Source organism: Corallococcus terminator, assembly GCF_003611635.1.
GTDB classification, from domain to species: domain Bacteria; phylum Myxococcota; class Myxococcia; order Myxococcales; family Myxococcaceae; genus Corallococcus; species Corallococcus terminator.
Window position 1 is genome coordinate 1 of the sequence record NZ_RAVZ01000047.1, and the last position, 13,105, is coordinate 13,105.

10 protein-coding genes and 1 pseudogene are annotated in these 13,105 nt (G+C 69.9%); 8 read left to right on the forward strand and 3 right to left on the reverse strand.

Annotated elements, in window-relative coordinates; all coding sequences use genetic code 11:
• Positions 1-487, reverse strand: a pseudogene (locus D7V88_RS09695) (sulfatase-like hydrolase/transferase); the annotation flags it as partial.
• 152 nt (positions 488-639) lie between these two features.
• Between D7V88_RS09695 and D7V88_RS09700 the strand changes: the two are divergent.
• The 7 genes from D7V88_RS09700 to D7V88_RS09730 all read left to right on the forward strand — a co-directional run bounded on the left by D7V88_RS09700 (position 640) and on the right by D7V88_RS09730 (position 8,548).
• On the forward strand, positions 640-1,914 hold the full coding sequence (locus tag D7V88_RS09700) for an adenylate/guanylate cyclase domain-containing protein (protein ID WP_120540365.1): 1,275 nt from the start codon (positions 640-642) through the stop codon (positions 1,912-1,914).
• A gap of 169 nt (positions 1,915-2,083) precedes the next feature.
• The gene (locus tag D7V88_RS09705) at positions 2,084-2,602 is read left to right on the forward strand and encodes an NADH-quinone oxidoreductase subunit C (RefSeq protein WP_120540366.1); all 519 of its coding nucleotides are present in this window, start codon (positions 2,084-2,086) and stop codon (positions 2,600-2,602) included.
• An 11-nt stretch (positions 2,603-2,613) separates the two neighbouring features.
• A complete protein-coding gene (nuoD, locus tag D7V88_RS09710; protein WP_120540339.1) occupies positions 2,614-3,873 on the forward strand; it encodes an NADH dehydrogenase (quinone) subunit D in 1,260 nt (419 codons plus the stop codon).
• Complete coding sequence (locus D7V88_RS09715) at positions 3,870-5,750, forward strand: NADH-quinone oxidoreductase subunit G (protein WP_120540340.1); 1,881 nt, start codon at positions 3,870-3,872, stop codon at positions 5,748-5,750. The genes nuoD and D7V88_RS09715 overlap by 4 nt, the downstream gene beginning before the upstream one ends.
• A 2-nt stretch (positions 5,751-5,752) precedes the next feature.
• Complete coding sequence (locus D7V88_RS09720) at positions 5,753-7,192, forward strand: complex I subunit 1/NuoH family protein (protein ID WP_120540341.1); 1,440 nt, start codon at positions 5,753-5,755, stop codon at positions 7,190-7,192.
• Positions 7,193-7,240: 48 nt separating this feature from the next.
• On the forward strand, positions 7,241-8,011 hold the full coding sequence (locus D7V88_RS09725; RefSeq protein ID WP_120540342.1) for a NuoI/complex I 23 kDa subunit family protein: 771 nt from the start codon (positions 7,241-7,243) through the stop codon (positions 8,009-8,011).
• Between the two features lie 174 nt (positions 8,012-8,185).
• The gene (locus tag D7V88_RS09730) at positions 8,186-8,548 is read left to right on the forward strand and encodes a (2Fe-2S) ferredoxin domain-containing protein (RefSeq protein ID WP_120540343.1); all 363 of its coding nucleotides are present in this window, start codon (positions 8,186-8,188) and stop codon (positions 8,546-8,548) included.
• Here the strand turns inward: D7V88_RS09730 and D7V88_RS09735 are convergent.
• Positions 8,545-11,151: an adenylate/guanylate cyclase domain-containing protein gene (locus D7V88_RS09735; protein WP_244238077.1), complete on the reverse strand. Its 2,607-nt coding sequence runs from the start codon at positions 11,149-11,151 to the stop codon at positions 8,545-8,547. The two genes, D7V88_RS09730 and D7V88_RS09735, sit on opposite strands and share 4 nt — an antisense overlap.
• Before the next feature lie 107 nt (positions 11,152-11,258).
• Here D7V88_RS09735 and D7V88_RS09740 point away from each other — a divergent pair, with 107 nt between their 5' ends.
• The gene (locus D7V88_RS09740) at positions 11,259-12,125 is read left to right on the forward strand and encodes a hypothetical protein (RefSeq protein ID WP_208726194.1); all 867 of its coding nucleotides are present in this window, start codon (positions 11,259-11,261) and stop codon (positions 12,123-12,125) included.
• A 6-nt stretch (positions 12,126-12,131) separates the two neighbouring features.
• Here the strand turns inward: D7V88_RS09740 and D7V88_RS09745 are convergent, their stop codons facing one another.
• The gene (locus tag D7V88_RS09745; RefSeq protein ID WP_120540369.1) at positions 12,132-13,043 is read right to left on the reverse strand and encodes a hypothetical protein; all 912 of its coding nucleotides are present in this window, start codon (positions 13,041-13,043) and stop codon (positions 12,132-12,134) included.
• Positions 13,044-13,105: the final 62 nt, after the last annotated feature.

The following is a 13,105-nucleotide window of genomic DNA, read 5'->3' on the forward strand; positions in this document are numbered from 1 at the left end:
GCACCACCAGATGCACCGCGACCCACGCCCCCGCCGCCGAACGCGCCTGCCACGGCTCGCCGTGATCCACCAACCACGCCAGCACGGGGCGCACCGCCGGCAGATCATCGAAGAGCGCGGGCCGCGCAAGCGCACGGCCCCAGGCCCAGAACAGCAACAGCCCCACCCAGTGCAGGACCGTCACCCCCAGCGCCACCCACCCATCCCGTCGCGTCCAGGCCCGCGCCAGCACCGACGCGGCAAGGCCCAGCAACCCTCCTGCCACCAGATAGACGATCGCCACGCGCAGGACGACGCCCGGCAACAGCGGACGCACCGCCGCCGCGAGCGCCGCGTACGGGCCATCCAGCGGGATGTCCACGCCGACGACCCCGGCCTTGAGCAACCAGGCCGTCTCGGCGGCGAACAACAGGAGCCCCAGCAGGGAGCCCAGGGCCAGGCGCCCCGAACCGGCGCGGAGGTAGGAGGCGACGGACCGCACGGACATGACCCCTGCGTCTACTCCGTCCAGGCATTCCCTGGCCACGTCTGTATTCCACCGGGCTTTCAGGGACTCCCCGACGTGCGTCGGCATCCCACTCGTTGCAAGATGGCCCTGGATTGTTCCGGGCCGACGCTTTCGTCGGTCGGGGGGACCGCTTGCCTTCGACCCACACGTCCAGCGACAGCCTCCAGGAGTCCGTGCGCCGCGCGCTCGACGTGGAGCGTCAATCCAACGGCCGCCACCTGGCCTGGGTCCGCCTGGGCGCGGTGAGCGTCCTGTTCGGGATGGCCGTCTATCTGGGCCGGGGGCGCGACCTGCACGACTGGGACGTCTACCTGGGGCCGTTCGCGCTGTACCTGGTCTGCACGTCCTTCGTCGCGGTGGCCGTGACGGCCTCCGCGCGCATCGCCCGCTGGGCCTCCCTCTCCGTCGCGTTCGTGGACGTGCCCGCCGTGTACTGGCTCCAGCACCTGGCCCTGCCCGTGTCGCCTTCACCCGGAGGCGTGGCCGGCTTCACCCTGGGCATCTTCGCGGCGCTGGTGCTGCTGTCCGCGCTGAGCCTGCGCCGGCCCGTGATGCTGCTCGTCACCGCGATCGCCATCGTCGCGGAGGTCGCGCTCCAGCGCGAAGCCGCCATCGGCGGTGGGGCCCAGGTGGCCGGCGCGGTGATGCTCGCCATGACGGCGGCGGGCGCGGCCCGGCTGCTCCAGCGCATCCGCACGCTGTCCGCCGCGGTCACGAACGAGGAGCTCCAGCGCGCGCGCCTGGGCCGCTACTTCTCCCCCGCCGTCGCCGAGCGCCTCCAGGACCGCGACTCCCCCGTCCCGGAGCTGCGCGAGGTGTCCGTGCTGTTCGCGGACGTGCGCGACTTCACCTCGCTGAGCGAACGGCTGCCCCCCGAGCAGGTGGTCACCATCCTCAACGAGTACTACGGGCGCATGGTGGAGGTGGTGTTCCGCCACGGCGGCACGCTCGACAAGTTCATCGGGGACGCACTCATGGTGTATTTCGGCGCCCCCCTGCCGGACGCCCACCATGCCCGGAGCGCCACCCGGTGCGCCCTGGAGATGGTGCGCGAACTGGAAGCCGTGAACGCCGAACGCGCCGCCCGGGGCGAGGTGGGCCTGCGCATGGGCGTGGGCGTGCACTCCGGTCCCGTGGTGCTCGGCAACATCGGTTCGCCCTTCCGGCGCCTGGAGTACACCGCCATCGGCGACACGGTGAACCTGGCCAACCGCATCGAGCGGCTGACCAAGGGCTTCGGGGTGTCCGTGCTCGTCTCCCAGGCGACCCGCGAACGGGCGGGTGAGGCCTTCCGCTGGGAGCCCGCCCCGGTCGCCATCGTCCCCGGCAAGAGCCAGCCGGTGGTGACCTTCGTCCCCTCCACCGACGAGGAGGCTCCCGCCCTGGGAGCAGGCGCCGCAGCCTGAGGTCGCCGCCTGCCTGTCACCAGGCAGGGGGTGGATCGCGACGCGGGCTACTGGGCCACCTAAGTGGCCTACATGGTTGAGGGTTTACGTTGACGCGTCCCGCGAACGGTCCTTATAAAGCCGCGGTTTCCTCTGTCGTTATTCGAGGCCCCCCTTGAGCATTTTCGCGTTGGACCGGGTCGCCGCCCAGTTTCCCGAGGCGGTCGCGGAGCGCTATGTGGACCGCGCTGGCGGAGCCTGGGCCGTCATCCATGCGGAGTGGCTGCCGAAGGTCGCCACGTTCCTGAAGATGGATCCGGAGCTGGACTTCAAGATGTTCGGCTCCGCGGACGCCGTGGACCGCCTGCACCTGGCGGAGAATGATCCGCGCTTCGAGATCGTCTACTTCCTGTACTCGCTCAGCCGGAAGGAACACGTGCGCCTGAAGGTGCGCGTCACCGAGACCCGGCCCGAAGTGCCCTCCCTGGCGGCGGTGTACCGCGGCGCCAACTGGTGGGAGCGCCTGGCGTTCGACTTCTACGGCATCCGCTTCGTGGACCACCCGGACCTGCGCCGCATCCTCCTGTACGACGAGTTCCAGGGCCACCCCCTGCGCAAGGACTACGCGCTGCGTGACCGGCAGCCGCTGATCCCCGAGCGCCCCATCAAGGACATCTTCCGCGGCCCCGGCACCAGCGGCGTCGCCTGACGAGACCTCCCATGGCCGACAGCCACAACACCGACGCGACGAAGCCCTTCAACCCCGACACGGATGGGTTCGCCCACGAGGAGTCGGAGCTCGAAGCCCATCTCCAGTCGAAGCACATGGTCATCAACATGGGCCCGTCCCACCCGGCCACGCACGGCACCGTGCGGCTGAAGGTGGAGCTGGAGGGAGAGACGATCGTCAAGATCGATCCAGAGATCGGCTTCCTCCACCGCGGCTTCCAGAAGAGCTGCGAGAACGTCACCTGGACGCAGTGCCTGCCGTACACGGACCGGCTCAACTACCTGTCCGCGATGATGAACAACTTCGGGTTCCTCAACGCCGTGGAGAAGCTCATCGGCCTGGAGATCCCCGAGCGCGCCCAGTACATCCGCGTCATCGGCAGTGAGCTGCACCGGCTCACCGACCACCTGACGTGCGTGGGCGCCACCGGCCTGGAGATGGGCGGCTTCGCGCCGTTCCTCTACGGCATGGAAGCGCGCGAGCTCATCCAGGACCGCGTCACGGAACTCACGGGCGCGCGCCTCACCACCAGCTTCGGCCGCGTGGGTGGCATCAACCGCGACCTGCCCGAAGGCTGGATCGCGAAGGTCCACAAGACCCTCACCCGCACCGAAGAGCTGCTCCAGGAGATGGACGGGCTGCTCACGCGCAACCGCATCTTCGTGGACCGCACCAAGGGCACCGGCGTCATCTCCGCCGCGGACGCCATCGACTACGGCTGGACGGGCCCCGCGCTGCGCGCGTGCGGCATCGACCACGACCTGCGCAAGACGCACCCGTACTGGGTCTACGAGCGCTTCAACTTCCAGTCGGTGGTCGGCGAGCACGGCGACAACTACGACCGCTACCTCGTGCGCCTGGAGGAGATGCGTCAGTCCATCAGCATCCTGCGCCAGGCCATCGACACCATCCCCGCCGGCCCCATCATCGTGGACGACTGGCGCATCGCGCTGCCGCCCAAGCCGGAGGTGTACGGCACCATCGAAGGCGTGATGGCGCACTTCAAGCTGGTGATGGAGGGCATCCAGGTGCCCCCCGGAGAAGTCTACGACGCCACCGAAGCCTCCAACGGCGAGCTGGGCTGGTACCTGGTGAGCGATGGTCGCGGCCGGCCCTACAAGGTCCACGTCCGTGCGCCGGGCTTCCCGGTGCTCGCGGCGCTGCCGCACATCATCCAGGGCAAGATGCTGGCGGACCTCGTTCCCACCTTTGACACCATCAACATGATCGGCGGCGAGGTCGAGCAGTGAGCGACAACGACACGAAGAAGCCTACCGGTGACGCGCAGACGCCCCCCAAGGGCGCTCCCACCGACTCGCCCGCGGCCAAGGTTGGCTCGGAGCCGTCCAACCCGCCCGCCGGGGCGAAGATGGACAATCCGCCGGCCGCGGCCAGCGGTCCCACGGGCACGCCTCCGCCCAAGCCGGCCGGTGGCCCTCCGCCCAAGCCGCAGCCCAAGAACCCGGGCTTCGTGACGGCGGTCATCGACGGCAGGGAGGTCGTGGTCAAGCCGGGGACGAACATGATCGAGGCGGCCAAGACGGTCGGCTCGGAGATCCCCTACTACTGCTACCACCCGCGCCTCTCCATCGCGGCCAACTGCCGCATCTGCCTCATCGAGGCGTCCAACGCGCCCAAGCTCGTCCCCGCCTGCCAGACGCCCATGGCCGAGGGTCAGGTCATCAAGACCACGACCCCCAAGGTCAAGGAGCAGCAGCGCTCGGTGATGGAGTTCCTGCTGCTCAACCACCCGGTCGACTGCTCCATCTGCGACCAGGCCGGTGAGTGCAAGCTGCAGGACTACTACATGAAGTACGACTACCGGCCCTCGCGCCTGGAGGGCACCAAGGCCCTCAAGCACAAGCGCAAGGTGCTGGGGCCCCGCGTCGTGCTGGATCAGGAGCGCTGCATCATCTGCACGCGCTGCGTCCGCTTCATGAATGAGATCCCGAAGGAGCCGCAACTGGGCGTCTTCGGTCGTGGCAGCCACGAGCGCATCGACGTGTTCCCGGGCAACGAGCTGGACAGCAACTACTCGCTCAACACCGTGGACGTGTGCCCGGTGGGCGCGCTGCTCAGCCGCGACTTCCGCTTCAAGGCGCGCGCCTGGTTCCTGTCCGCCACGCCGTCCGTCTGCACGGGCTGCTCGCGCGGCTGCAGCATCTCCGCGGACTGGATGTCCCAGGACACCTATCGCTACCGCCCGCGTGAGAACGAGGCCATCAACAAGAGCTGGATGTGCGACCAGGGCCGCCTGTCCTACCGCGACCTGAACACGGGCCGCGTGCTGGCCGCCCAGGTGGGCCGCCGCACGGCCGCGCGGGACACCGTCCAGCCGGCGCTCACGCGCAAGGACGCCGCCGTCGCCGCAGCCAAGGCGCTCAAGCCGCTCGTGGGCTCCTCGCAGCTCGCGGTGCTGGCCTCGCCGCTCGCGTCCAACGAGGACCTGCTCGCGACCCTGACGTTCGCCAAGGCGAGCCTGGGCGTGACGACGGTGTTCGTGGGCGGCCGGCCGCAGGGCAAGGCCGACCACTACCTGATGACGGCGGACAAGAACCCCAACCGCCAGGGCCTCGCGCTCGTCGCCAAGGGCCTGGGGCTGTCGCTGAAGTCCTTCGAGGAGCTCACCACCGCCATCAACGCCGGCAAGGTCAAGGCGCTGTACGCGGTGGGCACCGAGGTCCCGACGGATGCGGCCGCCTTCGCCGAGGTCGCGGCGAAGCTGGAGGTGTTCGTCGCGCAGGCGCAGAACGAGTCCCCCGTGACGGCGCAGGCGACGGTGCTGCTGCCGGCGAGCGCGCACATCGAGGACGAGGGCACGTTCACCCAGCAGGACGGCATCACCCAGCGCTTCCGCAAGGCGTACCCCTCCAAGGGCGACGCTTCGCCGCACTGGAAGTGGGCCACGGAGCTGACGCGCGAGCTGGGCGGCGACGCTGCTCACGCCTCCGCGCGCGACGTGTGGCGGGCGCTCTCGGGTCAGGTGTCCGAGTTCGCCGAGTTCAACTGGGACAAGGCCTCTCCGCCGGACCGGGAGAAGCCGGGCATCAATCCGTTGCCGTCGGGTGCCGACGGCCGTCCGCCGGGCTACCGTGAATTCGGCGCGCCGCGCGTGAGGGGCATCTGACCATGAACCGCATCTTCACAATGTTGTTCGCCATGGCCTTCTGCATCTTCGCCCTCGCGGGCGGGGTGGCCACGGCGTACCTCGTGGGCGGGCTGGTGGAAGAGCACCTGTTCACGGGCGCCAGCCGCCTGACGAACATCCTCTTCCTGATGCTCACCTTCGTGATGATCATCGCCACGCTCCTCACGCTCGCCGAGCGCAAGTGGAGCGCGTTCATGCAGGACCGCGTGGGCCCCAACCGCGCGCGTCTGGCCATCCCGGGCCTGGGCAACCGCTCCCTGGGCGGCATCCCGCACATCATCACCGACGTGCTGAAGATGCTGACCAAGGAGGACTTCGTCCCCGGCACGGCGAACAAGTTCCTGTTCAACCTGGGCCCCATCCTCGCGTTCGCGCCGGTGTTCGCGCTGTTCGCGGTGGTGCCCGCCGGCCCGTCCGTGACGGTGTTCGGCAAGCACGTGGACATGGTCGTCGCCACGCCGGACTTCGGCATGCTGTACGTGCTCGCCATCGCGTCGCTCGCGGTCTACGGCACGTCGCTGGCCGGCTGGTCCTCCAACAACAAGTTCGCCCTCTTGGGCGGCGTGCGCGCCTCCGCGCAGATGATCTCCTACGAAGTCGCGCTGGGCCTGGCGCTCGTGGGCCTGTTCCTCGCGTTCTCCTCCGTGCAGATGCCCGCGCTGGTGGGTGACGTGGGCAACGCGCTGGTCGCCGGCACCGGGCAGGCGCGCTACCTGTGGCGCTCCGACGGCGCGTTCGACCTGGGGCTGCCCGCGTGGGGCATCTTCATCCAGCCCCTGGGCTTCATCGCCTTCTTCGTGGCCTCCTTCGCGGAGACCAAGCGCGCGCCGTTCGACGCGCCCGAAGGCGAGTCGGAGATCATCGGCTACTTCGTTGAGTACTCCGGCATGAAGTTCGGCATGTTCATGATCTCCGAGTTCATGGAGGTCGTGGTGCTGGCCGGCGTGACGACGGCGCTGTTCTTCGGCGGTCACCACCTGCCCTTCGGCGGCGAGTGGCTGGCGGCGCAGCCCCTGATGCAGGAGCACGGCTGGCTCTACGGCACCATCCTGGGCACCGTGTTCTGGATCAAGGTCGTCCTGCTCATCTGGGTGCAGTTGGTCATCCGCTGGACCTTCCCGCGCTTCCGCTACGACCAGATCCAGAACCTGGGCTGGAAGATCCTCCTGCCGGTGGGCCTGGCGAACGTGTTCGTCAGCGGCGCGCTGGTGCTGTGGGATCCGTCCCTGCGCATGCTGGGCATCGTGGGCCTGCTGGAGATCGGCTTCGTCGTGGCCCTGACGATGACCAAGGGCACCAAGGCGGAAGGCGCGCACGACACGGCGCATGGCCACGGTCACGACGCCCACGGTCACGACGCGCCCGGCCTGCCGGCGCACGCGGCGGACCCCCACTCCCATTCCCCGGCGGGCGCGCACTAACGGCGCCCTGTCCGGCAGAAGCCTTCGCCGGAAGCGAGACAAGACACCATGGCGTTCAATGCTTCCCAGGACCCGCGCACGGACATCCGCGAGCGGATGTACATCCCGGAGCTGCTGCGCGGGCTGGCCATCACCACCCGTCACTTCTTCCGCAACATGTTTGGCACGCGCGATCCGAACCCCGAGGTTCAGGACCGCACGGGCATGAACCTGATGACGACGGTGGAGTACCCGGAAGAGAAGCCCATCTATCCGGAGGGCTACCGCGGTCTGCACCGGCTGGTTCCGCGCGACGACGGCAAGCCGCGCTGCGTGGCCTGCTACATGTGCGCGACCATCTGCCCGGCGCAGTGCATCTACATCGAGGCGGGTGAGTACGAGACGACGGACGCCGACTCGGAGTCGGTCGTCATCGAGAAGTACCCCACCCAGTTCGTCATCGACGAGCTGCGCTGCATCGTGTGTGGCCTGTGCGTGGACGCGTGCCCGAAGGACGCCATCCGCATGGACACGTACATGCACACGCCGTCCGAGTACAACCGGCAGAACTTCGTCTACGACATCCCCAAGCTGCTCAAGGGGCCGCCCGTCTCGCACCCGTCGGATCCGTGGAACAAGCGCGACAGCTCCTCGGAGCCGCACCACGTCCACAAGGAAGCGCACACGCGCATCGGCGAGGGACTGGTGGAGCTCAAGACGCCGCACTCGGTGGGCGCCGGGCACGCCAGCGGCCACGGCCACGGCAAGGCGCTGCCTTCGCATGGGCAGACGGTGGTGACGCAGCAGGGCCCCATCCAGGTGACGAAGTTCCTCAAGTAGCGTCTGGCAGCACCCTACGGGGCGGGTTGTCCTCTTCCGCCCCTTCGCAAGCATCCCGGCCCGCCTCCTTCCTCTTGAACATGGAAGGGCGGGCCGCCGCCTTTTCAGGGGGCATGTGGTGACGCTGAAGCTCTTCAATGCACGTGGTGCCGACCAGGCACATCGGGTCCGGCGATGAAGCGCTACCGGATGTCCGTGTGCAAGGGGTCCAGTTGCCGCGAGGCCGGCTCGGATGCGGTGCACGTGGCGGCGCGCGAGGCGCTGGCGGCGAAGGGACTCCAGACGCGCTGCGAGCTGTACCGGGGCGGCTGCTACGGCTTCTGCCACATGGGGCCCAACGTGGTGGTGCGCGAGGACACGGGCCGCAAGCGCGACCTGCTGTCGCCAGAGGACTACCAGCTCATGGGGTGGCCCGGTGAGGTGTACTACTCCGGCATGACGGCGGAGAAGATGGTCCGCGTGGTGGGCGAGCACATCCAGGACGACGCCCCGGTGAAGGAGCTGTTCGGCCAGCCGGACTCCGGCGACGACGACTAGCGGCCGTCGGAGCTGCGGCGGCGCCAGCGGATGACGCCGTCCCAGTCGGCGGGCGGCGGCGTCAGGATGTAGCCCTGGCAGCGCTGGACGTAGACGGGGGCCACCGCGTCGCCGTGCTCCACCGAGCAGCGGCGGAACAGCTCCTGGGCCACCAGGAAGTCGCGCGCGTAGTAGGCGGTGAGGGCCTTCTCGTACAGGGCCATGCCGGCCTGCTTCTCCGGGGAGAACTCGCCCTTGCGCCCCAGCAACTCGTGCACGCGCACGGGCTGCTCGCTGTTGCGCACGAGCACCCGGTCCACCTCGCGGAAGACGTAAGCGTCGCTGGCGAGCTGCGCGGTGGACTCGCCCACCAGCACCTGCGTGCCGTACTGCTTGTTGGCGCCCTCCAGCCGGCCGGCCATGCCCACCGCGTCACCCATGACGGTGTAGTGGGACTTGAGCTCGCTGCCCATGTCGCCCACCAGCAGGTCGCCCGTGTCGATGCCAGCACGCACCGACAGCCGGTGGCCGAACTGCTTCTCCCAGAGAGGCTGACGCTGCGCGAGCACGGCCTGGAGCTTCAGCGCCGCTTCACAGGCCAGGTGAGCGTGGCGATCCGTGCGCACAGGCGCGCCCCAGAAGGCCATCACCGAGTCGCCGATGTACTTGTCCACCTGCCCCGCCGTGGCGCGCACCACGGAGGTCATCTCCGTGAGGAAGGTGTTGAGCAGGGGCACCAGTTGTTCGGGCGGGAGGACTTCCGACAGGCGCGTGAAGCCCTCGATGTCGCAGAGGTACACCGTCATCTTGCGGCGCTCCGGCCGCATCAGGCTCACATCGCGCGCGACGAGCCGCGCCACGTCCGGGCTCACGTAGCGGCCCAGTGCGCTGTGCACGAAGTCGCGCACGTCCTGTTCGGTGCGGAAGGCGTAGACGGTCGTCACCAGGAACGCGAGCCCCATGGACAACAGCGGGCCCGCCACGGCGATCCACAGCCGCTCGTTGACGAAGAACCAGCCGGCCGCGCCCACGTACCCCGCGCCCGCGGCCAGCACCACGCTGACGAAGAGGATGGCCCCCCACACCGAGCGCAGCAGCCAACTGAACGACAGCGCCAGGAACGCGCCAATGAACGCGAGCCCCATGGTGGCCAGCATGTCCACGCGGGACGGCGCGCGGACGATGCCATCCGACGCGAGGATGTTCGCGAGCGCCTGGCCCAGGATGGCGCCATTGGCGATGCCGGGACCGATGGGCGTCACCCGGCGCTCCGGTGCGTAGCTGCTGGTGTTGGTGAGGATGACGGCGCGGCCGTCCAGGTCGTGGTCGAACCGGGCGGGGCGCTCCGCCTGCGTGTCGAAGAGGTTCAGCAGCACGTTCCACGCGCGGATGGAGCGGGCCAGCGGTCCCCGGGCGCCCCGGGTGGCGGACGGCGCTTCCCACCGCAGGAGGCTGTAGCCGGACGCGTCCATGGGCACGGAGTACTTGTCCCCGATGTGGAGGCGCCCGTCCGCGTAGCGCAGCTTCTGCGTGCCCGCGAGGCGCATGGCGGCGGCCAGCGGCAGGGAGGGCAGCACGTAGCGCTCGCCGCCGCGCGGGCTGTACGCGACGAGGTGGGGCACGCCGCGCACCACTCCGTCGGGATCCGCGGGCAGCGTGGTGGCGCCGAAGCCGCTGGAGGTACCCAAGAGCGGCGTCACCGGGTGCTGGAGCTGACGAACCTCCAGGAGCTTCTCCGGATCCAACCCCGCCACCTGCACGGAGGCCAGGGCGAGGAACAGGTCCGACGGCGCCACGCGGAAGGCGTCGTCCGCGGCGCGGCGCTCCTGGATGGACGCGGCGGCGGAGCCCAGTTGTTCGCCCAGGCTGCGGCCCTCGCCCTCGTCGGCGACGCCGGCCCAGACCTCCAGGCCCTTGCCGGCGGGGATGAGGAAGGCGGGACGCTGGAGGGCGAGCACGGACTGGGCACGCGCGCGGGCCTCGGTGGGGCCGGGGTAGCTGCCCAGACGGACGCGATAGGGCCACAGGCGGCCGGTGGGCGGCAGGCTGCGCGTGCCCTCCGCGCCCCAGCGGAAGGCGAGCACGGAGTGACCGGGGTCCTGGTCCAGGAGGGCCCGGAGCGCGTCGTCGTCCTGGGACAGGGCGCCCCGGCCGGTGCGCATGGGGGTGACGCAGGCGCGCGGGCTGAGCTCCGGGTAGGCGAAGTCCAGCATCACCACGGAGGCGCCCTCCTCCACCAGCCGGTGCACCATGCCGCCCATCACCTGGCGCGGCCACGGGTACGCGGCGATGTCGGCGCGAGGGCCCTGCTGGGCCTCGGCGAGGGTGTCATCGTCGATGGAGACGAGCACCACGCGGTCGGAGCGCTCGGAGCGTTCGCCGAGCTGGCGGATGCGCCAGTCGTAGAAGACGCGCTCGCCGCCGTCGATCCACCCGGACAGCAGGTCGACGATGCCCGACGGCGACAGCAGGGGCGCGGGCGTGTCGTCCGGGCGCACGGGGCGCGAGACGCGCTGGGACACGAGCAGGCCCAGCAGGCAGCCGAACACGGCCGCCTGCACGAGCGAGAAGCTCAGTCGGTGGAGGAAGCGGCGACCGGAGGAGTGGATGCGGAGGCGTTGCACGGGCGGTGCACAGGATAGCGCGTTGGGGCCGAGCGCCTATGGGGCATACGCGCGGTATGGTTGGCCGCCGCATGTCCTCGTCCGAGCCTCGTCCGAAAGAGCCGCCCATGAAACGCCTGTTGCTGTCCGCCGCCGCCGCCGTGTCCCTGCTGTCCCCCCTCGCCTGTGACCTGGAGAAGACGGGCAACCAGCTCTCCGCGGACCACGTGATGGTGGGCACGCTGCTGGCCACGCCGCAGGTGGATGTGTCCGCCACGGCGATGGCGGGCTACGACGCGGGGACCTTCGGGGACGCGGGCGTGGACGTGGTGTCCTTCCCCGCGCAGACGGCGGCCTTCATGTTCTTCGGGACGAAGTCGGGGGCGAACTCGCAGCCCGAGGGCGTCAGCGGGGCCACCGTGGTGCTCCAGCCCACGGGCACGACGACGCCCGTCACGCTCAACAGCCAGGGGGGCGGCAGCTACGGCGTGACGAGCGACTCCACCGACGCGCTGACGTACGCGTCGGGGGCCACGTATGCGTTCACGGCGACCAAGGACAACGTGCGGTACGTGGGGCAGGTGGAGAACTCGCCCCCGAAGGAGGCCATCACCGCGCTGCACCCGGCGGAGGGCTTCGTGCGGCTCAACGCGAACACGGCGTTCGGCTTCGACCGCCCGGCGCCGCCGCCGAACACCGACCGCACGCTGGGCTTCGTCACGGTGGTGCCGCTGACCGCCAATGGTGAGAAGGGCACGGCCACGTACTCCAACGTGCCCACGTCGCCGGTGGAGTTCCTCCAGTTGGCGGCGGTGCCGGCCACCTTCCGGGAGGCGCGCGTGACGATTCCCGGCACCGCGTTCCCGAACCCCAAGCAGACGTACCTGGTCATCTTCCAGGCCGTGCGCATGGGCGGCGCGGAGTCCGACAACCTCTTCCTGGGCAGCGTGCTGCTGGCGGGCACCGCGGAAGTGGGCATCGTCCGGACGAACTGAAGTCCACTACCCGGCTTCGATGTCCAGGCCGATGCGCCCCTCCAACTTGAGGCGCAGCAGGTGGCCCGCGAAACGCTCCGCCTCCTCGCGGGTGAGGATGCTGCGGAAGTCCGGGCCGTCCGCGATTTCGACCTCCATCACGGCGCCGCGCTGGAGGAGGCGGAAGAAGTCCTCCCCTCCTCCGGGACGCGGCACGCGCAGCGGCACGAAGCCCTTGAGGGGCAGGACCTCCGTGCTGGCTTCGATGACGGCCAGCAGCCCCCGGGCATCCGGGCGTACGCCGTCTTCCGGGACGGACTCCTCCGGGTAGAGCGGCGCGGGCGCGAGCGCCAGGTCCTCGGTGGAGTCGTCGAAGAGAAAGCCGTAGCGCGAGGGGACGCGCTCGGTGAGCAGGTAGCAGAGCAGGACGGATTCATCCGGCTGCACGCGCGCGACGTGGAGGATGGAGCGCTCCGCCCCCACTCGGCGCAAGAGCAGCGTGAGGTGGGGCTGGAGGCTCCCGAGCGAGCGCCGGACCCGGTCCAACAGCGTGGCGCGCACCTCGGTGAAGGCGGCCTGGTAGCGGGCCTCGCTCTCCGCTTCGCGCTGGAGGACGGCGTCGCGCGCCTTCGCGAGCTTGGACTCCGCGTCGCGCAGGAAGTCGTTGGCGGCGCCCTGCGGCTGGAGGCCCGGACCTGAAGTGCCACCGGAGTCCATGCCGGCCGCGCGCACCGCGCCCAGGAGGAAGGTGCCCTGCTGCGCGAGCCGCGCCTGTTCTTCCTTGAAGTGGACCACCGCCGCCGCGTGGTCGCGCTTCAACTCCGCCCAGGCTTCGTAGGTGGACTCCAGCGTTTCCAGCGCGCGCAACTGGCCCAGCGCGGACTCCGGACCGGAGGTCATCCCGCCCCACGGCGTCTCCGTGTTCCGGGCGGGCAGCATCGCTGGATCCACGGCGGGAACATCCACGGGCGTGTCGTGACGCAAGGACACGGAAGGCTTCG